Source organism: Amycolatopsis sp. NPDC026612, assembly GCF_040638285.1.
Taxonomy (GTDB): Bacteria; Actinomycetota; Actinomycetes; order Mycobacteriales; family Pseudonocardiaceae; genus Amycolatopsis.
The window spans coordinates 99,073-119,475 of record NZ_JBEZYB010000014.1 but is presented as its reverse complement, the minus strand read 5'-3'; the positions used below and the strand labels follow the sequence as shown (position 1 = coordinate 119,475).

Annotated in this window: 18 protein-coding genes; 7 read left to right on the top strand and 11 right to left on the bottom strand. The window is 71.6% G+C overall.

Going from position 1 to position 20,403, the window contains the following annotated elements; translation table 11 throughout:
- Window position 1: 1 nt before the first annotated feature.
- Both AB0F15_RS16440 and AB0F15_RS16435 read right to left on the bottom strand, forming a co-directional pair.
- The gene (locus tag AB0F15_RS16440) at window positions 2-733 is read right to left on the bottom strand and encodes an SDR family NAD(P)-dependent oxidoreductase (protein ID WP_360270672.1); all 732 of its coding nucleotides are present in this window, start codon (window positions 731-733) and stop codon (window positions 2-4) included.
- Window positions 730-1,953: an MFS transporter gene (locus AB0F15_RS16435; protein WP_360270670.1), complete on the bottom strand. Its 1,224-nt coding sequence runs from the start codon at window positions 1,951-1,953 to the stop codon at window positions 730-732. The genes AB0F15_RS16440 and AB0F15_RS16435 overlap by 4 nt, the downstream gene beginning before the upstream one ends.
- A 93-nt stretch (window positions 1,954-2,046) precedes the next feature.
- Between AB0F15_RS16435 and AB0F15_RS16430 the strand changes: the two genes are divergently transcribed.
- Complete coding sequence (locus tag AB0F15_RS16430) at window positions 2,047-2,628, top strand: TetR family transcriptional regulator (RefSeq protein WP_360270668.1); 582 nt, start codon at window positions 2,047-2,049, stop codon at window positions 2,626-2,628.
- On the opposite strand, the gene AB0F15_RS16425 is transcribed toward AB0F15_RS16430, so the two are convergent.
- Window positions 2,614-3,657: a LacI family DNA-binding transcriptional regulator gene (locus AB0F15_RS16425; RefSeq protein WP_360270666.1), complete on the bottom strand. Its 1,044-nt coding sequence runs from the start codon at window positions 3,655-3,657 to the stop codon at window positions 2,614-2,616. The genes AB0F15_RS16430 and AB0F15_RS16425 overlap by 15 nt on opposite strands.
- Window positions 3,658-3,800: 143 nt before the next feature.
- On the opposite strand from AB0F15_RS16425, the gene AB0F15_RS16420 reads away from it, so the two are divergent.
- The 3 genes from AB0F15_RS16420 to AB0F15_RS16410 are packed head-to-tail and all read left to right on the top strand — an operon-like array spanning window position 3,801 to window position 6,567.
- Window positions 3,801-4,994: a family 1 glycosylhydrolase gene (locus AB0F15_RS16420; protein WP_360270664.1), complete on the top strand. Its 1,194-nt coding sequence runs from the start codon at window positions 3,801-3,803 to the stop codon at window positions 4,992-4,994.
- Window positions 4,991-5,788, top strand: coding sequence for an SDR family oxidoreductase (locus AB0F15_RS16415; protein WP_360270662.1), 798 nt, complete (start codon window positions 4,991-4,993; stop codon window positions 5,786-5,788). Before AB0F15_RS16420 ends, AB0F15_RS16415 begins: the two co-directional genes overlap by 4 nt.
- An 11-nt stretch (window positions 5,789-5,799) precedes the next feature.
- Window positions 5,800-6,567: an SDR family NAD(P)-dependent oxidoreductase gene (locus tag AB0F15_RS16410; protein ID WP_360270660.1), complete on the top strand. Its 768-nt coding sequence runs from the start codon at window positions 5,800-5,802 to the stop codon at window positions 6,565-6,567.
- 9 nt (window positions 6,568-6,576) lie between these two features.
- Here the strand turns inward: AB0F15_RS16410 and AB0F15_RS16405 are convergent, their stop codons facing one another.
- Entirely contained in the window at window positions 6,577-9,213 is a 2,637-nt protein-coding gene (locus tag AB0F15_RS16405; protein WP_360270658.1) for a family 78 glycoside hydrolase catalytic domain, read from the bottom strand.
- 57 nt (window positions 9,214-9,270) lie between these two features.
- Between AB0F15_RS16405 and uidA the strand changes: the two genes are divergently transcribed.
- Entirely contained in the window at window positions 9,271-11,055 is a 1,785-nt protein-coding gene (uidA, locus tag AB0F15_RS16400; protein ID WP_360270656.1) for a beta-glucuronidase, read from the top strand.
- Window positions 11,056-11,096: 41 nt separating this feature from the next.
- Entirely contained in the window at window positions 11,097-12,410 is a 1,314-nt protein-coding gene (locus AB0F15_RS16395; RefSeq protein WP_360270654.1) for an MFS transporter, read from the top strand.
- Window positions 12,411-12,413: 3 nt separating this feature from the next.
- Here AB0F15_RS16395 and AB0F15_RS16390 read toward each other — a convergent pair whose 3' ends face one another.
- Window positions 12,414-13,025, bottom strand: coding sequence for a helix-turn-helix domain-containing protein (locus AB0F15_RS16390; protein WP_360270652.1), 612 nt, complete (start codon window positions 13,023-13,025; stop codon window positions 12,414-12,416).
- A gap of 146 nt (window positions 13,026-13,171) precedes the next feature.
- Between AB0F15_RS16390 and AB0F15_RS16385 the strand changes: the two genes are divergently transcribed.
- The gene (locus tag AB0F15_RS16385; protein WP_360270650.1) at window positions 13,172-14,077 is read left to right on the top strand and encodes a LacI family DNA-binding transcriptional regulator; all 906 of its coding nucleotides are present in this window, start codon (window positions 13,172-13,174) and stop codon (window positions 14,075-14,077) included.
- Between the two features lie 99 nt (window positions 14,078-14,176).
- On the opposite strand, the gene AB0F15_RS16380 is transcribed toward AB0F15_RS16385, so the two are convergent.
- The 6 genes from AB0F15_RS16380 to AB0F15_RS16355 all read right to left on the bottom strand — a co-directional run bounded on the left by AB0F15_RS16380 (window position 14,177) and on the right by AB0F15_RS16355 (window position 20,396).
- Window positions 14,177-15,040: a sugar phosphate isomerase/epimerase gene (locus tag AB0F15_RS16380; protein ID WP_360270648.1), complete on the bottom strand. Its 864-nt coding sequence runs from the start codon at window positions 15,038-15,040 to the stop codon at window positions 14,177-14,179.
- Window positions 15,037-16,053 carry a Gfo/Idh/MocA family oxidoreductase gene (locus AB0F15_RS16375; protein WP_360270646.1) on the bottom strand — a complete coding sequence of 339 codons (1,017 nt, stop codon included), beginning with the start codon at window positions 16,051-16,053 and terminating at the stop codon, window positions 15,037-15,039. The genes AB0F15_RS16380 and AB0F15_RS16375 overlap by 4 nt, the downstream gene beginning before the upstream one ends.
- Window positions 16,054-16,070: 17 nt before the next feature.
- Window positions 16,071-16,412, bottom strand: a complete 342-nt coding sequence (locus AB0F15_RS16370) for a universal stress protein (RefSeq protein ID WP_360270644.1) — start codon at window positions 16,410-16,412, stop codon at window positions 16,071-16,073.
- Between the two features lie 2 nt (window positions 16,413-16,414).
- Window positions 16,415-17,860, bottom strand: coding sequence for a sugar porter family MFS transporter (locus tag AB0F15_RS16365; RefSeq protein ID WP_360270642.1), 1,446 nt, complete (start codon window positions 17,858-17,860; stop codon window positions 16,415-16,417).
- 89 nt (window positions 17,861-17,949) lie between these two features.
- Entirely contained in the window at window positions 17,950-18,891 is a 942-nt protein-coding gene (locus AB0F15_RS16360; RefSeq protein ID WP_360270640.1) for a TIM barrel protein, read from the bottom strand.
- A gap of 14 nt (window positions 18,892-18,905) precedes the next feature.
- The gene (locus AB0F15_RS16355) at window positions 18,906-20,396 is read right to left on the bottom strand and encodes a CoA-acylating methylmalonate-semialdehyde dehydrogenase (RefSeq protein ID WP_360270638.1); all 1,491 of its coding nucleotides are present in this window, start codon (window positions 20,394-20,396) and stop codon (window positions 18,906-18,908) included.
- Window positions 20,397-20,403: the final 7 nt, after the last annotated feature.

Sequence of the window (20,403 nt, the reverse complement as noted above, 5' to 3'; positions counted from 1 at the left end):
GTCAGCAGGGGTGCAGGCCACCGTCGAGCAGGTAGACCTTGCCGGTGAGGTAACCCGTGGCGAGCATCGTGGCGGCCAGGTCTGCGACTTCGTCGGTCGTGCCCAGCCTGCCGACCGGTACCCGGCCCGGGTCGATCCCCGGCGGCAGCAGCGCGGTGCCCTCGACCAGGGCCGGGGCGATGGCGTTGACGGTCACTCCCCGCGCGGCGTACTGGCCGGCCAGCCAGCGGGTCAGCCCGTGCAGCCCGGCCTTCGACGCGGCGTAGTGCGGGCCGATCGCCCCGCCGGTGAAGGCAGCGACGGAGGAGACGAACAGGACGCGCCCGAAGCCGCGCTCGGCCATACCGGGCACGACGGCGCGGGCGAGCAGGTGCGGCGCGGTGAGGTTGACCGCCAGCGTCTGCTGCCAGAGGTCGAAATCGGCGCCGGCCAGGTCGGCCTGGGTCGCGGTGCCCGCGTTCGGGACGAGGACGTCGACGGGGCCGAGTTCGGCGGCGGCGCGCTCGACGACCGCGTCCGCCGCGGCGGGATCACCGAGGTCGGCCTGCAACGTGACGGCGCGGACTCCCGCTTCCCGCGCCTCGGCGGCCGCCTGTTCGGCGGGCTCGGCGTTGCGGGCGTAGGTGAGGGCGAGGTCGCAGCCCGCGGCGGCCAGCCGGCCGGCCAGTGCCCGGCCGATGCCGCCGGAGGCGCCGGTGATCAGGGCGACCCGGCCGCGCAGTGTGTCGGTCATGTGGACTGTCCTTTCCGGAGTGATCGTTCGCCGGGACGCACGAGGTGCCAAGCGAGGGCGGCGAACGCGGCTGCGGCGAGCAACCCGCACACGCCCGCCCAGCCCAGCACGCCGTACAGGCGGGTGCCGAGCCAGGAACCGGCGCTGCCGGCCACGAAAACGCTGGTCATGTAGGCGGTGTTGAGCCTGCTGCGGGCCGCCGGGTCGAGGGCGAAGATGCGGGCCTGGTTCGCCACCTGGCCGCACTGCACGGCGATGTCGAGCAGCAGCATCCCGGCGCCCAGCACGACCAGGCCCGCAACGCCACCGCGCGAGCCGGCGAGCAGGACCGCGGCCGCGGCGACGGCGGCGAGGATGCACGCCAGGTTGACGACGTCGGGGCCGCGACGGTCCACCCACCGCCCGGTGGCCGGCGCGGCGAAGACGCTTGCGGCACCGACGAGGGCGATCACGCCCACCGCGTCGGCGCCCAGGTGGTAGGCGGGACCGTGCAGCAGCAGGGCGAGGCAGGTCCAGGCGGCGCTGAACCCGGCGAACAGCATCGCCTGGTACCCGCAGGAACGACGCAGCGCCGGCTCGTCGCGCAGGAGCCGGACGGTGGCCGCGAGCAGGGCGGGGTAGCGCGTGCGGGCCGGCGGCCCGGAAGCGGGCAGGGCACGGGCGAGCACGGCGGCGAGCACGACGGCCAGGAACGCGGCCACCAGGTACGGGGCCCGCCAGCCGAGCCACTCCCCGAGGAAACCGCCGAACGCCCGGGCGAGCAGGATGCCGCCGATCAGCCCGCCCTGCAGGACACCGACGACCGCGCCACGCCGATCGGCGCCGACCAGGCCCGCGGCCATCGGCAGCAGGATCTGCGGGACCACCGTCGCCGCGCCGACCAGGACGCTCGCCGACACCAGCGCCGGCAGGGCCGGGGCGAACCCGGCCGCGAGCAGGCCCAGCCCGGTGACCGCGAACAGCACGGCGATCAGCGGCCGCCGTGGCAGCCGGTCGCCCAGCGGGACGAGCAGGAAGATGCCCGCGCCGTAGCCGAGCTGCGCCGCGGTCGCCACCAGGGCCGCCGAGTCCGGCGCCACTCCCAGGCCGGTGGTGAGCAACGGCGTGAGTGCCTGCGGGAAGTAGACGTTGGCCACGCCCACCCCGCAGGCCAGCGCCATCACCGGTGTCACCCAGCGGCCCAGTCTGGGCGGGCTCTGGGCGGTGACTGCCTCCACCACTTCGGGAACCTCCTTTCGAACGAACCAGTTGGTTCGAACGGTAGGCGGTGCTCCCCCGGGTCGTCAAACCGGGCATTCGTTAGCCTGGAACCCATGGCCTACGACGCGGCGGCGACCCGGCGACGCATCCTGGAGGCGGCGACCACCGAGTTCGCCGCCCACGGCGTCGCGGGCGCACGCGTCGACCGCATCGCCCGCGACGCCCAGGCCAACAAACGGGCGCTCTACGACTACTTCGGCGACAAGAAAGCCCTGTTCGCCGCGGTGCTGGAACGACAGCTCAGCCACATCACCGAGGCCGTGCCCATCACCGGCGACGACCTGCCGGGGTACGCCCGGCGGCTGGCCGAGTACCACACCGCGCATCCCGAAACGATGCGCCTGCTGCTGTGGGAAGCGCTCGAGCTGGGCGACACCCAGGTGCCCGCCGAAGCCGCCCGCACCCGGCACTACCAGGACAAAGTGGACGCCGCACGCGAGGCCGGGCACGTCGAAGACCCGCGGGCCACCGTGTTCTTCACCCTCGCCGTCGCGGGCTGGGCCTTCGCCGTCCCCCAGCTGCGCCGCATGGTCCTCGGCGACGGCTACCCGCCGGAACGCCTCCAAGCCGCGATCGCCGACGCGGTCCGCGCGCTCGCCGCCGAGCGCGACGAAACCGTCTCAGGCCCGGCCTGACCCGTCCGGCGGCCCGACCGACTCCCGCACGACGAGTTCCGCCGGAAGAGCCACCACCGGCGGACCGCCGTCCTCGCCCCGGATCTCCGCGAGGAGCCGGGCCGTCGCCGCCTCGCCGATGGCCGCGAGCGGGCTCCGGACCGTCGTCAGCGCGGGCGTGGTGAGCTCGGCGCCGAAGATGTCGTCGAAGCCCACCACGCTGAGCCGTCCCGGGACGTCGATGCCGCCGGCCCGGCAGGCGCGCAGCAGGCCCAGCGCCATCAGGTCGTTGAACGTCACGACCGCGGTGATCCCGGACGCCAGCACCCGGCGCAACCCGTCGGCTCCGCCGTCCATCGTGGGCACCCCGGCCGGGATCTCCACAATGGACAGACCACGCGCGAGGGCCTGCTCGAACAGGACTTCCCAGCGTTCGCGGTTCGGCCACGACCCGGCCGGGCCGGAAAGGTACCCGACCGCCCGGTGGCCCGCCGCCTGCAGGTGGTCGAGGGTCTGCGCGATTCCGGGCGAGACGTCGGGTGCCACCGAAGGCACGCCCGGCACGCGCCGGTTCACCAGGACGAGCGGTTTCGCCGCGGCCAAGCCGGCGATCTCGGCGTCGTCCAGCCGGGTGGCGACCAGCAGCAAGCCGTCGACGGCGGGCTGCAGGCGCTCGGCCGTGGCGCGCTCGGCCTCGGCCGACTCCCGCGATTCGGCCAGCACCAGGGTGTGCCCGGCGGCAGAGGCGGCCCGTTCGGCACTGCCCACCAGGTCGAAGTACAACGGGTTGGTGAGGTCGGACACCAGCAGACCGAGCGTGCCGGTCCGGCCCGTCGGCAACGCCCGCGCCATCGGGTTCAGCCGGTACCCCAGGCTCCGCGCCGCCTCCCGGACGCGCTGCTCGGTCTTCGCGTTGATCCGACCAGGCTTGTTCAGGGCACGGGACACCGTCGACGGACTCACCCCGGCGACCTGCGCGATGTCGTAGATCGTCACGGCTGGCTTCCGGTTGCAGCTCTCCGGCTCACCGGTCGCCGACTGCTCGTCCACACGCCTCCTCACGCCCGCTTTCAGGGGATTCAATGCTCCCACACCCCTGGCGGAACACGGGCACGATCCGGACCGTGAGTCGCGTGGTGTCGCCGAATTGGCAACCGGTTGACAAAAGAGGGCGGCGTCGGTGGAATGGCCCGATGACGACCTTCCCCGACGGCTTCCTCTGGGGCGCTTCCACGGCGCCGCACCAGATCGAAGGCAACAACGTCAACAGCGACTTCTGGGCGGCGGAGGGACGCATGCCCGGCATGGAGCGCAGCGGTGACGCGTGCGACAGCTACCACCGCTATCGCGAGGACATGGAGCTGCTCGCCGACGCCGGGCTGAACGCCTATCGCTTCGGCGTCGAATGGGCCCGCGTCGAGCCGGTTCCCGGCCTGATCTCCCGCGCCGAGCTGGCGCACTACCGGCGCATGATCGACACCGCCGTGGAACTCGGCCTCACCCCCGTCGTCACGCTGCACCACTTCACCAACCCGCGGTGGTTCGCCGAGGAGGGCGGCTGGCTGGGCGACACGGCGGTCGAGCGGTTCCGCCACTACGCCGAGGCGGTCACCGGCATCCTCGACGGCGTCGGCTGGGTCGTCACCATGAACGAGCCGAACATGCTCGCGATCATGACCGGGATGGCCCGGCTCGCGGCCGATCCGGAGGCGGCGAAGGAGTGGCAGAGCCCGACGGTCGACGGGCCACGGCCGCCGTTGCCCGCCCCCGACGTCGAAATCGGCAAGCGGCTCGCCGAAGCGCACCACGCCGTGCGCGACCTGGTGCGCGAGCGGACCGGCGCGAAGGTGGGCTGGTCGGTGGCCAACCGCGCCTTCGTCGCCCGGCCCGGCGCCGAGGCGAAGAAGCGGGAGCTGGAATACATCTGGGAGGACCTCTACCTCGAGGCGGCGAACGGCGACGACTTCGTCGGCGTGCAGTCGTACTCGAGCCAGTGGGTGAACGAGGACGGCGTCGAGCCGCACCCGCCGCACCCGGACAACACCCTCGTCGGCACCGCCTACCGCCCCGACGCGCTCGCCATCGCGGTCCGGCACACCGCCGAGGTCACCGGGCTGCCGGTCCTCGTCACCGAGAACGGCATCGCCACCCACGACGACACCCGCCGGATCGCCTACACCGGCGAGGCACTGCGCCACCTCGGCGAAGCCATCACCGACGGCGCCGACGTGCGCGGCTACCTGCACTGGACCCTCCTTGACAACTACGAGTGGGGCCACTGGGAGCCGACCTTCGGCCTGGTCGCCGTCGACCGCGAGACGTTCGAACGCCGGCCCAAGCCGAGCCTCGCGTGGCTCGGCGAGATCGCCCGCGGCGGTACCCGGTGACCATCCCCGATGTTTCGTCCCGGTCGCTGGCCGAACTGATCTCGCTCGCCGGGCGGCGCGCCGTCGTGACCGGCGGCGGGCGGGGACTCGGCAAGGCGATCGCGCTGCGCCTGGCCGAAGCCGGCGCGAGCGTGCTGATCGGCGACCTCGACGAAGATCTCGCCGTCGCGGCGGCGGCCGAGCTGGGTGACCGCTACCCGGTGACCACCGTGGGCACACGGATGGACGTCACCGACACCGACAGCGTGACGGCGGCGGCGGAGCGCGCCGTGGGCGACCTCGGCGGAATCGACATCTGGGTCAACAACGCCGGGATCTTCCCGGCCGCCCTCGTGCCGGAGCTGACCGACGAGACGTGGGACCGGGTGTTCGCGGTGAACGCCCGCGGCGTGTTCGTCGGCTCGCGCGAAGCGGCGTCCCGGATGCGGGGCGGCGTGATCGTCAACGTCGTCTCGACGGCCGGTTTCCGGGGAACCGCGCCGGGTCTCGCGGCGTACGTCGGCTCGAAGCACGCCGTCCGGGGCATGACCCGGCAGCTGGCGCTGGAGTTCGCACCCCGGGGCATCCGCGTGCTCGGCGTCGCACCGACGTACGTGCCGACGGAAGGCAACATCCAGGCCGCGGTCGAGGCCGGGGTCACGCTGGAGGCCGCCCGGTCCCTGATGCAGAACAGCGTCATCGGCCGGGTCGGCGTCCCCGACGACATCGCCCGCGTGGTGCTCTTCTGCGCGAGCGACCTGTCCGCGTTCATGACCGGCAGCACCCTGCTCGCCGACGGCGGCGACACGGCCTGAGAGAGGACCACGTGAACGGCAAAGCTTTCGAGAAATCCACGGTCATCGTCACCGGAGCCGGTTCGGGCATCGGGCGCGCGGCCGCCGTGAAGTTCGCCGCGGAGGGCGCGAACGTCCTCGTCGCCGACCTGAACGCCGAATCGGCCAAGGAGGTCGTCGCGGCGATCGAGGCGGCAGGCGGCACCGCGCTGGCGGTCGTCGGCGACCTGAGCGACCAGCAGACGATCGACCGCGTCGCCGAGGCCGCCGTCGACACCTTCGGCGGCATCGACGTGCTGGTGAACAACGCCGGGGTGATGGACCGGATGTCCGCGCTCGGCGAGACCGACGACGCGGAGTGGGAACGCGTCATCGGCGTCAACCTGACGGCCCCGTTCCGCCTGACGCGCGCGGTGCTGCCGCACATGCTGGCGGCCGGGCGCGGCGCGATCGTCTTCACCGCGTCCGAAGCCGGGCTGCGCGGCGGCGCGGCCGGGGCCGCCTACACCGCGTCCAAGCACGCGGTGGTCGGCCTGGTGAAGAACCTCGCGGTCATGTACCGCGGGAAGGGCATCCGCGCCAACGCGATCGCGCCCGGTCCCACGCTGACCGGCATCCAGGTCGACGCCCGGTCCGATGCCCACGGTCCCACGGTCGTCGGCGGGCTCATCAGCGCGACGATGGGCCGGATGGCGACGGCGGAGGAGCAAGCGGCGGCGATCGCCTTCCTCGCCTCCCCCGCCGCCGGCGACATCAACGGCGTGGTGCTGCCGGTCGACGACGGCTGGTCGGCCGTCTGAGGGACGGCGTCACAGCTTCCGCCGGTCCGCGAACCGGCCTTCCCCGGCGGTGACCTCCTCGCCGCCGGGGAAGACGACGGTCGCCGTGGACGCGGGCGGCACGTCGAGGATGATCAGCAGCTCCTCGCTCTCGACGTGCCACTCGACCGTGATGAGCCCCTGCGGACCGTCGAACGTGCCGCGCGCCCACGTGATCGAGGCGTGGAGAACCGGCGCGACGACGAACGACTCCCACGCCACCGAGCCCTCGGCCTGCCGCAGGCCGAGGGTGTGGGTGTGCAGGAACCGGACGACCGCGCCCTTGCTGTAGTGGTTGAGCGACGCGTGCGCGGTGCCGTCGGCGTCGACGCCGTCCCAGTCCTCCCAGATCGTCGTCGCGCCGCGGTCGAGCATGCCCAGCCACGACGGGTAGGTGCGCTGGAACAGCACCTCGTAGGCGACGTCGGCGTGGCCGTGGTCGGCGAGCACGGGCAGCAGGTCGGCCGTCGACAGGAGCCCGGTGCCCAGGTGCGTGCCCGCCTCCCGGACCAGTTCGACCAGCCGCGCCGCGGCCGCCGTGCGCAGGTTCTCGGGCACGAGTCCGAAGTGGAGCGCCCGGACGTAGCTCGCCTGCGTGTCGGCGGCGGCGCGCCCCCTGTCGTCGAGGAATTCGGTGCGCCACGCGTCCTTCACCCGGTCCGCCAGCTCCGCGTAGCGAGCCGCGTCGTCCGCCCGGCCGAGGACCTGCGCGGTCGCGGCCAGCGTCGCCGTCGACCGGGCCAGGTAGGCCGTCCCCACCTCCCCCTTGTCGGCGGTGAACCAGGCAGCCGGATCGGCCTGCACCGGGTCGATGAGCGACCCATCCTCGGCGCGCGCCTTCGGTTCGATCCATTCGCCCCAGTGGAACGAGCCGTCCCACAGGAACTCCTCGTGGGGCAACGGCTCGGCCGATCGCTCCACCCGCGACGGGTGCCGCGACGTCCGCGCCGTTTCCCGTGCCCAGTCGACCCAGCGGACCATGGCGTCCCAGTTCTCGGCCAACGCCTCGCGGTCGCCGTAGGTCTCGTACAGCAGCCACGGCACGAGCACGATGGCGTCGCCCCAGCCGGCCGAGCCCGTCATCATCGCGAGAAGGACGTCGGGGTGCTCCTTGATGCGGCGCCCGTCCGGGGAGAAGTTCGCGACGCAGCCGTCGGGCAGCTGGTCGTCCCGGACCGAGCGCAGCCACTTGCGCGTGAACCCGGCGACGTCGTAGAGCCGCACCGCGGTCGGGGCGAAGACCTGGTAGTCGCCCGTCCAGCCCAGCCGCTCCCGGTGCGGGCAGTCGGTCGGCACGTCGACGGCGTTGCCGCGGAAGCTCCAGCGGGCCGCCTCGTGCAGCCGGTTGAGGTCGTCGTCGCCGCAGGCGAAAGTCCCGGTGGGCCGCAGGTCCGTGTGCACGACCTGCATGACGATGCCCGCCGGGTCGAGCGGCACGCCGCCGCGATCGAGCCGGGCGTACTGGAACCCGTGCACGGTATGCCGCGGCTCGAAGACTTCTCCTGCCGCACCCGACGAGACCACCTCGTCCCGCTGCACGAACGGGACTGGCGGCTCGCCCGGGCGGGTCGCGTCCAGGTGCGACGTCGTGAGATCGCCCGCCGGGTCGAGGTGCTCACCGTAGTCGAGCACGGTCCGGGTGCCCGCCGGGCCGAGGTCGGTGAGGGTGACCCAGCCCGAGGCGTTCTGGCCGAAGTCGGCGATCCAGGCGCCGGTGGGCAACTGCGTGACCGACACGGCCGGCCGGCGTTCGACGCGGCGCACCGGCGGGGCGGGCGACCAGTCGATCGGCGGGGCGGTGACCGCGTCGAGGAGCACCGAGCGTTCCGGGCCGCGCGGGGCGAGGAAGTCGGTGGTCTGCCCGGCCATCAGGTCGGCGCGGGTGATCCGGCCGGGGCCGCCGGTCCAGTGCTCGCCGGTACCGACGACGCGGGTCGAGCCGTCGGCGAAAGCCAGGTGGAGCTCGAGGCGGGCGCCGAGGCGCGATCCCCAGTCCGCGGGTTCGCGGAAGGCACCGACCTGACCGCGGAACCAGCCGTCCGACAGGACGATCTCGATCGTGTTGGCCCCGGGCCGCACGGCGGCGGTGACGTCCGACGCCTGCGCGTAGAGCGTGCGGTCGTAGGAGGTCGAGCCAGGCGTGAGCTCGGCGGTTCCGGCGCGCTCGCCGTTGACGAACGCCTCGTAGACGCCCAGCGCCGTCGTGTAGAGGCGGGCGCGGGTCACCCCCGCGGGCACGGTGAACGAGCCACGCAGGATCTGTGCGGGCCGGGCTCCGGGCTCGGTCTCCCCGGCTTCGACCGGGGAAATCCACCACGCGGTCCAGTCCTCGTCGAACAGCCCGGCCTCGAAGGCGTGCCACTCGCTCCACGGCGACGCGCCCGTCCGGACCCGCCAGCGCACCTGTTCACCGCTGCGCAGCGGACGGACCGGCCACGCGACCCACCGGTGTTCCCGGGTGCGGGCCGTTTCCCGCCCGCCGTCGCCGATCAGGATCTCCACGTCGTAGGCGGCGCCCGGCGGCACCTCCGCGGGCGGCTTCCACGACAGCCGCGGCCGCGGCCCGGACACCGGGAACCGGTCGCCACCGAAGTCGATCGACAAGGAATGAGGCACTGAGCTGACCATGAAAAGCAGTATGGCAACCGATTGCCATCCAGCACAAACCCTGTTCTACTTTCCGCCATGCTCAAACCTCAGGCCACCGCGACCCGCGAACTCGTCAGCCTCGACGGCCTCTGGCGCTTCGCCCTCGACACCACCGCCGGTGCGACACCCTGGGCGGGCCGGCTGGCGACGCGGCTCGAAGCCGCCGTCCCGGCGAGTTACAACGACCTGTTCACCGACCCGGCCATCCGCAACCACGTGGGGATCGCCTGGTACCAGCGCACGGTCCGGGTGCCGCGCGGCTGGACGGGCCGGCGCGTCGTCCTGCGCTTCGACGCCGCGACCCACGCCGCCGCCGTCTACGCGGACGACACCCTCGTCGCCGAGCACACCGGCGGGTACACCCCGTTCGAAGCCGACCTCACCGGCATCGTCGAGCCGGGCGGGGAATTCCGGCTCACCGTCGGCGTCGACAACCGCCTCACCAACCTGACGATCCCGCCGGGCACCGTGACCACCGGTCCCGACGGACGTCAGTCGCAGAGCTACCTGCACGACTTCTTCAACTACGCCGGGCTCGCGCGTTCGGTGCGGCTGCACAGCACGCCGAAGACGCACGTCGACGACATCACGATCACGACGGAGATCGACGGCGTCGTCGACTACGCGGTCTCGACGAGTTCGCCCGCCGACGTGCGGGTCCGGCTCCTCGACGAGGCCGGGCACCCGGTCGCCGAGGCGACCGCCGCGAGCGGGCGGCTCCGCATCGAGGACGTCACGTTGTGGCGCCCCGGCGCGGCGTACCTGTACGACCTCGTGGCGGAGATCGTCGACGGCGACACCGTGGTGGACACCTACACGCAACCGTTCGGCGTCCGCACGGTCGAGGTGCGCGGGACCGAGTTCCTCATCAACGGAGAACCCTTCTACTTCACCGGGTTCGGAAAACACGAAGACACCCCGGTGCGCGGCAAGGGCCACGACGACGCCTACCTCGTGCACGACTTCCAGCTCCTGGACTGGATCGGCGCGAACTCCTTCCGCACCTCGCACTACCCCTACGCCGAAGAAGTCCTGGAATTCGCCGACCGGCACGGCATCGTCGTCATCGACGAAACCGCCGCAGTCGGGCTCAACCTCGGCGTCCTGGGCGGGCTCACCGGCACCCCGCCGACCCCCACCTTCGCGCCGGAGAACTTCGGCGGCGCCACCCGTCACGCGCACGAGCAGCACCTGCGCGAGCTCATCGCCCGCGACAAGAACCACCCCAGCGTGGTCATGTGGTCGATCGCGAACGAACCGGCGTCCAATGAGGACGGTGCACGCGAGTACTTCGAGCCGCTCGTCGAACTGACCCGCAAGCTCGATCCCACCCGGCCGGTCACCTATTCCGCGGTCATGTTCGCCACCGCGGAGAACGACAAGATCGCCGACCTCTTCGACGTCCTTTCCATCAACCGCTACTACGGCTGGTACCTCGCCACCGGCGATCTCGCCACCGCCGAGCAGTACCTGGAAGGCGATCTGCGTGCCTGGGCCGGCCGGTTCGGCAAGCCGATCATGATGTCCGAGTACGGCGCCGACACGATGCCCGGCGTGCACTCGGTCTGGGACACCCCGTGGAGCGAGGAGTACCAGCGCGACTACCTCGCCATGAACCACCGCGTCTTCGACCGCGTCCCCGAGTTCGTCGGCGAGCACGTGTGGAACTTCGCCGACTTCCAGACCTCGGCCGGCATCCACCGCGTCGACGGCAACAAGAAGGGCGTCTTCACCCGCGACCGCAAACCGAAGGGCGCCGCCTTCGCCCTCCGCGAGCGGTGGCGCGGCCTGGCCGGCCGCAAACCCGGCGACTCCGACTGACCTTCCCGTTCCCTCCGTCGCTCACAAAGGAGTCGAGCACGATGAGCCTCAACGACGACCTGGCCACCGAGGAAACACCGGCCGGCCCGATCCGGCCGGTTCCGGCCGCCGGGCCGGCCGAGCGGGTGAGCACGGGATTCATCCTCTGGATGGCGCTCGCCAACTTCGGCGTCTCGATGGCCTACATCGTGCCGCTGTCCTTTTCGCTCGCGCTGCGCATCCAGCAGCTCGTGCCCGGGCACGAAGAGGTGCTGGGCTACGCCACCGGGATCGCCCAGGCCGTGTTCATCGTGACCGCACCGCTCGTCGGCATCTGGAGCGACCGTACCCGGTCCCGGCTCGGCCGCCGCCGTCCCTTCATGGTCGGCGGCATCGCGCTCGGCATGGCCGGGCTCGTCGTCATCGCGCTGGCGCCGAACGTTCCGGTGCTCATGGTCGGCTGGGTCGTGGCGATGTTCGGCTGGTCGAACACCGGCTCGGCGATCGTGTTCCTGCAGGCGGACCTCGTGCCCGAGGAACAGCGCGGCCGGATCTCGGGGCTCACCGGGTTGTCCGCCCAGGTCGCACCGGTCCTCGGCATCGGGATCGTCTCCGCCTTCATCAAGACCAGCACCTTCCTGGTCTTCTTCGTGCCCGGAGCCGTCGGCGTGACGCTCACGCTGCTGTTCGTGTTCCTCGGCAAAGACCCGGACTCCCGCCTCCTCGCCCTGCCGGCCGACCGGATCTCGCTCAAGAAGGTCTTCGCCAGCTACGCCTTCAACCCCCGCAAGTACCCCGACTTCGGCTGGAACTGGTTCGGCCGGTTCGCCTTCTTCATGGGCCTGTACCTGAACACGACGTTCGGGACGTTCTTCTACGCCCAGCGCCTGGAGGTGTCCGTCGCGGAAGTCGGCGCGATCGTCGCGATCGTCGGCCTGCTCGGGGTGGTGGCCGCCGCGGCCGGCGCCCTCGGCGGCGGCTGGCTGTCCGACAAGCTGCAACGACGCAAGCTGTTCGTGCTCGTCGGCGCGGTGCTGTTCGCGGGCGGCGCGCTGATCGAGGCGAACGCGTACTCGTTGCCCGTGCTCGTCGTGGGTTCGGTGGTCATGAACCTCTCCCTGGCGGCGTTCGGCGCGGTCGACGGGGCCATCGTCATGGCGATCCTCCCCGACCGGGCCGAGGCCGGCCGGTACATGTCGGTCGTGCAGTTCGCACAGAAGCTGCCGAGCGCGATCGCGCCGCTCATCGCCCCGCTCGTGATCACGATCGGCGCGGTCGGGAGCCTGAAGAACTACACCCTGCTCTACCTGGTGGGCGGGGTGTTCGCCCTGCTGGGCGGGCTGATCATCCTGCTGAAGGTCAAGTCCGTGCGCTGAGCGTCAGTCTTCCCGCCGGCCATCCGGCGGGAAGACGAGCTCCAGGAACCGGGTGAACGGCCCGGCGATGTCCAGCCGCGGGTCGAGCAGCCACAGGATCTGAAGACCGTTGAGCACGGCGAAGAACAGCAGGGTCGCGCTGTCCGGGTCGAGCCCCTCCGCCAGTTTTCCGCGGGCCGCCAGGTCGCGCATCGGCTCCCCCAGGACCCTGCGCAGGCGCTCCTGACGCTCGACGAAGTACTCGTGGGCGGGGTGATCCGGGCGCGATGCCGCGACGGCGAGTTCCGCCCACAGCCGCATGAGTTCGGGGGCCTTCTGGTGGCGCAGCAGCAGATCGGTGAGGTACGGCCCCAGCGATTCCAGCCCGTGCACCTCCGCCAGCCCCGCCTCGTGCTCCTCCTCGTCCCGCTGGGCCAGCACGGCCGCGAGCAGCTCGTCCTTGTTCGAGAAGTGGTGCTGCAGCACCGCGTGCGTCGTCCCGGCCCGCTCCGCGATGTCCCGCAACGAAGAACCGGAAAACCCCCGCTCGGCGAAGCTGTCGCGCGCCGCCCGCAGGATCGCGGCCCGCCGAGCCGTCGACTTCGCGTACGACCCTCGTACCGCCGGCCGGACCACGGCACCCCTCCTCGATAACGGTCTGATTACGCCCGGCCTGCGCTCTTCCGGGCGGGCCAACCGGGATCTTACGCTCGACGACACAAAATATGCCACGTGGCTAATTTTGAGGTGCGGCGTCGGCGGCGTGCCGGAGAGGCGAGAACATGAGCGACGTGGCCCGTCAGCCGGCGATCGACGACGTCGCCGGGCACCGGCTCGGCGGTCCTGCGGCGACGATCGCGCTGGTCGTGCCGAACCTGACCGATCCGGCCGCGTTCGACGTCATCCGGGGCGTCGGCGCGGCCGCGGCCGCCGCCGGCTGCACGATGCTGCTCGCCGGCGAGCCGACGTCCGTGGATCCGGCGACCGCCGACGGGCTGCTGCCCGCCGCCGACGGGCTCGTGCTGGCCGGTCCCCTGCCGCCCGACGAAACGGTCCAGGCCTTGGCCGCCCGCCGCCCGGTCGTGACCGTCGGCCGGATCGTCCCCGGAGTGGCCGGTGTGGTGCCCGACATCGCGGCGGCCACCGGGCACGCGCTGGACCACCTCCGGAACCTCGGCCACCGGTCCATCACCTACCTGACCGGCCCGGTACTGTCCTGGGTGGACGGACAGCGGCAGCGCATGTTGCCCGGCCTGGCCGAGCAACGGGGCATCGAGCTCGACCGGATCGGCCCCCTCCCACCCACCGCGGCCGGTGGGCGCGCCGCCGCCGAGGAGGTGCTGCGCCGGACGTCCACCGCCGTGCTCGCCGGCGACGACCTTCTGGCGATCGGCCTGATCCGAGCGCTGGCCGAGGCCGGCGTCCCTGTCCCGGACGCGCTCAGCGTCATCGGATTCGGCGACGCCTACTACGCGGACTTCTGCGTCCCACCCCTCACCACCATCGCCGCACCACTGCACGCGATGGGCTCCGAGGCTTTCCGCAAGCTGCAACGGCAACTGGACGGCGAACCCCGGCCACGCCGGTTCGCCACCGCCCTCCCGGCCCGGCTGGTCGTCCGCCACTCGACGGCCGCGCCCCACGACCGACCGGGCATGGCTCGCAATCGGCCTCGAAGGTCCGGATGACCTCATCACAGACCTCGACGCTGCCCTCGCCACCGCCTACGGCCAGTGACCACTCCCTCCTGGCCGGCAGGCGATGACATGCGGCTCGGATCCGCGCCGTCAGGCGAGCTCCTTGGTGACCCGGTCGAGCATGAACTTCGAGGACTCGACGGCCCGCTCCTCCCACGCGAAGACGCACACCGTGGCGACGCCGTCGAACTCGAGCTCCCGCAAGGTTCCGAAGAACGCGTCCCAGTCGACCTCGCCCTGGCCGATGTCGAGGTGCTGGTGGATCCGCGCCGGTGTGCCGGGCGGGTTCATGATGTACCGCAGCCCGGATGATCCCTTGTGGTTGAACGAATCCGCGAGGTGCAGGTGCGCGAGCTTCGGACCCGCGTAGCGCAGCATCCGGCTGACGTCCGCGCTCGGGTCATCGCCCGAGAGGTGGAACGTGTGCGGGGCGCAGTAGAGGTAGTTCACCCACGGCTTGTTGATTGCCCGCACGAGGTCGACAGCCGGGTCGTTGACCTCGCAGAAGTCGTCCGGGTGCGCTTCGAGGTTCAGCGCGATGCCCTCCCGCTCGAACACCGGCAGCAGCTCCTCCAGCGAGCGCCAGAACGCGGCCTCGCTCTCGGCCGCGCGCTCGGGGCGGCCGTTGAACTCGGAGTTCATCAGCTCGCAGCCGAGTTCGGCGGTGACCTCGATCATCCGCTTCCAGTACCGAACCGCCGCCTGCCGCTCGGTCTCGTCCGGGCTGGACCACTTGTACAGCGGCAGCACGCTCGACAGTGCGACGCCGGTCTCCCGCAGCACCCTCTTCAGCTCGACGACCTTCTCGTCGTCGGCCCGCGGGTGCAGGAAGAACGGCATGAACTCCGCACGCGGTGACAGCTCGATGTACTCGTAGCCGATGTCGGCGACCGTGCGGACCATCTCGGCCATCGGCAGGTTCCGCAGCATGTACGGATCGAGGGCGATCTTCATCGAGTTCCTCCGGCGTAGAAGGCGGGGCGGTCCTTCATGTCAACGCCGACGACCCGGCCCGACCGCAAGGCCTCGACGGTGGCGTCGGTGATCACGGTGGCGGCGTAGCCGTCCCAGGCCGACGGCCCGGTGGGTTCCCCCACCGCGACCGCGTCGATCCACTCCTGGAACTCGACGTCGAAGGCGGCGACGAACCGTTCGCGCCAGTCCTGTGGGACGGCCGTGCGAGTCGCGCCGACGGTGCGGACGACCGCGCGGGCCGGTTCGGGGAGACGGACGAGCCCGGTCTCCCCCACCGTCTCGCACTGGATGTCGTAGCCCCATTGGCAGTTGACGAACACTTCGAGGTCGATCCGGATCCCGGCTGCTGTTTCGAACAACATGATCTGCGGGTCCTGCAGCTCCGCGTGCGCATGGCCGGACCGCCGCGGTGTCAGCACTTGGACGGCGACGATCTCGTCGTCGAGCAGCCAGCGCAGGACGTCGATCTCGTGCACGGCAGTGTCCTGCGCGGCCATCGCCGAGTGGTACGAATCGGGCACGGACGGGTTGCGGTGGGCGCAGTGCACCATCAGCGGCGCACCGATCCCACCGGCCGCCAGGATCTGCTTCAGCTCGCGGTAGCCGGTGTCGTAGCGGCGCATGAAACCGACCTGGACCAGCCGCCGCCCGGCGGCTTGCTCGGCCTCGACGATCCGCAGGCAGTCGGCCGCTTCGGTGGCGAGGGGCTTCTCACAGAACACTGGTTTGCCGGCGGCGATCGCGGCCAGCACGTGCTCGGCGTGCGTCGGCCCCCACGACGTGACCAGCACGGCGTCCACATCGGACTGTCCGATGAGGTCGGCCGCGGTGGCCGCGGCCCGGGCGCCGACGCGGTCCGCGACCTCGGCGGCCCGCGCGGCGTCGAGGTCGGTCACGGCGACGACCTCGGCGCCGGTGACGACCTCGGTCAGGCGCCGGACGTGGTCCTGGCCGATCATGCCGGCCCCGATCACTCCCACCCGTACGGTCACGGCGGGGTTCTCCTCTCTCAGCCGGCCGTCTTGACGGCCAGGACGGGCACGTTCGCGGCGAGCAGTAGGCGCTGGGCGAGGCTGCCCAGCACGGCCTTGCCCACCGGCGAACGGCGTTTCATGCCGATGACCAGCAGGTCGACCTCGCCGGCGTGCTCGTCGAGCAGGGCCAGGACGTGGTCGGCGACGTCGGTGTTCGGCGGGCGTTCGAGGACCTTCGCGTCGGCGGGTGCGTCGAGCGCGCCCAGCCGCAAGTTCGCCACGAGCAGCGGGGTCTTCCGAAGCTGTGCCTCCTCGACCGCGCGGGCGAGCGCGAGGTCTCCCTCTTCGGAATCGGTGACGGCCGCGAGGATCGCCATGGTCAGGCCGCCTTTCCTGCGGTGACGGGTTCCCGGGTGTACCGGGTGTGCAGTTCGGTCTCCAGGCGTTCCAGCGACCGGCCCCGGGTCTCCGGGACAGCCTTGGCCACGAAGGTGATCGCGCCGATACCGAGAACGACGAAGATGAAGAACGTGTTCGAGATGTGCAGGGCGTCGACCAGGATCGGGAACGTGAGACCGATCGCGAAATTGGTCAGCCAGAGCACCAGGCCGGCGATGCCCATGCCGAACCCGCGCAGCTTGAGCGGGAAGATCTCCGACAGCATCAGCCAGGTCACCGGCGAGATCGCGCCCTGCTGGAACGCCAGGAACGTCACGGTCAGCGCCAGCACGACGAACGCGCGGCCCGTCCCGGTGGGCAGCAGCAGGGAGAACACGCCGATCAGCAGCAACGCGGTGGTCGTGCCGATCTGGCCGACGATCAGCATCGGGCGCCGGTTCACCTTGCCCAGCAGGTAGATCCCGACGAAGGTGGCCAGCACCGAGATGACGCCGTTGGCGATGTTCGCCGTCAGGGCGCCGTCGGCGGAGAACCCGGCGTCCTTCAGGATCTGCGTGCCGTAGTACATGATCGAGTTGACGCCGGTGATCTGCTGGATGATCGCGATCCCGACGCCGACGAGCACCAGCCGCCGGATCCACGGAGTCGCCAGGTCGCGCAGGCCACCGGTCTGGGACTTCTTGTCCTCCAGCGCCAGCTGCTCGACCTCGGCCAGCTCGGCCCGCGCCCGCTGCGCCGAGCGGACCTGCTGCAACACGCTCAGCGCGTCGGCGAAGCGGTCCTTCGACGCCAGCCAGCGCGGGCTCTCCGGCATGGCGAGCATCCCGAACCACAGCACGACCGCCGGGATCGTGGCGATGACCAGCATCCAGCGCCAGACGCCGCCGGATTCGCCGAACGCGTTGCCGATGATCGCGTTGAACGTGAACGCGAGCAGCTGACCGGTGACGATCATCAGCTCGTTTTGGGTGACCAGCCGGCCGCGCCGTTCGGTCGGCGAGACCTCGGCGAGGTAGGTCGGCACGGTGACCGACGCGCCGCCGACGGCGAGGCCGAGGACGAACCGGCCGAGCACCATCACCGCGGTGGTCGGGGCGAGGGTGCAGGTCAGGGTGCCGAGCAGGAAGATGACGGCCAGCATGAGGATGTTCTTGCGCCGGCCGCGCCGGTCGGACAGCCGCCCGCCGACGACCGCGCCGAGCGCGGCGCCGAGCAGCAGCGAGCTGGTGACCAGGCCCTCGGTGAACGGGGTGAGCCCGAGGTCGGTGGCCATGTAGGGCAGGGCGCCGTTGATGACGCCGGTGTCGTAGCCGAAGAGCAGGCCACCGAAGGTGGCGATGATCGTGACCAGCCGGAGCCGGCGCCCGTGCGGGCCGTTGGTGTCGAGCGGAACAGCCGGCGGCTTCGTTGCTGGGCTGTGTGCCATGGGTGTGCTCCTGTGCAGGAGTGGTGCGCCGGTCCCCACCGGCGCGGATTGGTGTGGTTTCCCCGTGGATCCCTGGTGCGTCGGGCGGTTCAGCGGGCGGCGGGCCGCTTGCGGCCGGACAGGCCGCACCCGGCCAGGTACTCGCGGGTGCGCACCGCGATCGGCAGCGGCACCTCGGCGGCACAGGGGTAGAGGTCCTGCTCGACGATGACGAACAGTTCCGCGTCCAGTGTGGACAGTGCGTCGACGATGGCCGCCGGATCGGGCACGCCGGCGGGCGGCTCGACGCAGACGCCGCGCTTGACGGCCTCCCCGAACCCGAGCTTCTCATCGGCGACCTGCCGGAGGACGTCCGGGTTCATCTGCTTGATGTGGACATACTCGACGCGCTCGCCGAACCGGCGGATGAGGTCGAGGTTGTCTCCTCCGCCGTAGGCCACGTGCCCGGTGTCGAGGCACAGGTTGGCGTAGCGGGAGTCGGTCTCGTTGAGGAAGCGCTCGATCTCGGGCTGGGTCTGGATGTGGCTGTCGGCGTGCGGATGCAGGCACAGCCGGACGTCGTAGTCCTCCAGCAGGATCCGGCCCAGCTCGTTGGCGCGGCCGCCGAGGGAGTTCCACTGCTCAGCGGTCAGCTCCGGGCTTTCGGTGTACTCGCCGGTCTTTTCGTCGCGGTACATCGGCGGGATGAACACCAGGTGGTGCGCGCCGGCCGCGGCGGTCAGCTCGGCGACGCGGCGGGTCTCGGCGAGCATCGCGTCCCAGTCCTGCGGGCGGTGTAGCGCGCCGAAGGTGGTGCCGCCGGAGACTTGCAGGCCGCGGGCGGCGAGCGCGTCGGCCAACTCGCGCGGGTCGGTCGGCAGGTAGCCGTAGGGGCCGAGCTCCAGCCAGGTGTAGCCGGCGGTGACGAGCTCGTCGAGGAAGCGGGTGTGAGACACCTGGTGGTCGTCTTCGGGGAACCAGATTCCCCAGGAGTCGGGGGCGGAGCCGAGGCAGAGGTTGCCGGCGACGGTGCGGGCGGACGTCGTTGTCACGGGCTGGGTCCCTTCTAGGACGAGGTCGGGAAGTGGAAGGCGGCTTCGACGGACCGGGTGACGCGCGGCCACCGGGTCGTGACGACCTTGGGCCGGGTGTAGAAGCGGACGCCTTCGGGGCCGTGGATGGGGCTGTCGCCGATGAGGGAGTCCTTCCAGCCGCCGAAGGAGTAGTAGGACATCGGGACCGGGATCGGCACGTTGACGCCGATCATCCCGACCCGCACCTCACGCTGGAACCGCCGCGCGGCCTCGCCGCTCGCGGTGAACAGCGCGGTGCCGTTGCCGTAGGGGTTGGCGTTGATCAGGGCGATGGCCTCGTCGAGGGAGTCGGCGCGTACGACCGCGAGCAGCGGGCCGAAGACCTCTTCGCGGTAGACGTCCATCGAGCGCCGGACGTGGTCGACCAGCGACGGCCCGGTGAAGAAGCCGTCCCCGTCGATCGCCAGGTCCCGGCCGTCGACGACCACGGTCGCGCCTTGCGCGGCGGCGGTGGCGACCGCGTTCTCGACGCGGTCCTTGGCCGCGGCGGTGATGACCGGGCCCATCTCGCTGGCCGGGTCGTCCCCGGGTCCGACCTTGACCTCGCGGGCCTTGGGGGCCAGCGTCGCGACCAGCGCGTCCGCGCAGTCCCCGACGGCGACGGCGACCGAGATCGCCATGCACCGTTGCCCGGCCGAGCCGAACGCCGCGGCAGTGAGGTGGTTGGCCGCGTACTCGAGGTCGGCGTCGGGGAGCACGACCGCGTGGTTCTTCGCCCCGCCGAGGGCCTGAACGCGTTTGCCGGTCGCGGTCGCGCGCTCGTGGACGTACTTGGCGATGGGGGTGGAGCCGACGAACGACACCGCCGCGATGTCCGGGTGGCCGAGGATCGCGTCGACCGCGACCTTGTCGCCGTGCACGACGTTGAACACGCCGTCGGGCAGCCCGGCCTCGGCGTACAGCTCGGCCACCAGGTTCGACGCCGAGGGGACACGCTCGCTCGGCTTGAGGACGAACGTGTTGCCGGTGGCGATGGCCATCGGGTGCATCCACAGCGGGACCATGATCGGGAAGTTGAACGGCGTGATCCCGGCGACCACGCCCAGCGGCTGGCGGAAGCTGTGCACGTCGACGTCGCGGGAGACCTGGTCGGAGAAGCCGCCCTTGAGCGCGTCGGCGATGCCGCACGCGTACTCGACGACCTCACGGCCCCGGACGATCTCGCCGCGGGCGTCGTCGAGCACCTTGCCGTGCTCGGTCGAGATGATCTTCGCCAGGTCGGTTTCGTGCTTCACCAGCAGCTCGCGGAAGGCGAACATGACCCGGGCGCGCTGGGACAGCGAGGAAGCGCCCCAGGATTCGAACGCCTTGCCCGCGGCGGCGACGGCGGTGTCCACGTCGGACTTCTCCGCCAGCAGGAGCTCGGCCTGCGCCTGCCCGGTCGCGGGGTCGTACACCGGGGCGGTGCGAGTGGACCCGCCGCCGGTGGCGGTCCCGTTGATCCGGTGTTCGATGGTCTTCACGTGATCT

Coding starts and splice junctions, on each gene's coding strand:
- AB0F15_RS16440 (WP_360270672.1), bottom strand. CDS start 733: ATGACCGACACACTGCGCGGCCGGGTCGCCCTGATCACCGGCGCCTCC.
- AB0F15_RS16430 (WP_360270668.1), top strand. CDS start 2,047: ATGGCCTACGACGCGGCGGCGACCCGGCGACGCATCCTGGAGGCGGCG.
- AB0F15_RS16420 (WP_360270664.1), top strand. CDS start 3,801: ATGACGACCTTCCCCGACGGCTTCCTCTGGGGCGCTTCCACGGCGCCG.
- AB0F15_RS16405 (WP_360270658.1), bottom strand. CDS start 9,213: ATGGTCAGCTCAGTGCCTCATTCCTTGTCGATCGACTTCGGTGGCGAC.
- uidA (WP_360270656.1), top strand. CDS start 9,271: ATGCTCAAACCTCAGGCCACCGCGACCCGCGAACTCGTCAGCCTCGAC.
- AB0F15_RS16395 (WP_360270654.1), top strand. CDS start 11,097: ATGAGCCTCAACGACGACCTGGCCACCGAGGAAACACCGGCCGGCCCG.
- AB0F15_RS16385 (WP_360270650.1), top strand. CDS start 13,172: ATGAGCGACGTGGCCCGTCAGCCGGCGATCGACGACGTCGCCGGGCAC.
- AB0F15_RS16380 (WP_360270648.1), bottom strand. CDS start 15,040: ATGAAGATCGCCCTCGATCCGTACATGCTGCGGAACCTGCCGATGGCC.
- AB0F15_RS16370 (WP_360270644.1), bottom strand. CDS start 16,412: ATGGCGATCCTCGCGGCCGTCACCGATTCCGAAGAGGGAGACCTCGCG.
- AB0F15_RS16365 (WP_360270642.1), bottom strand. CDS start 17,860: ATGGCACACAGCCCAGCAACGAAGCCGCCGGCTGTTCCGCTCGACACC.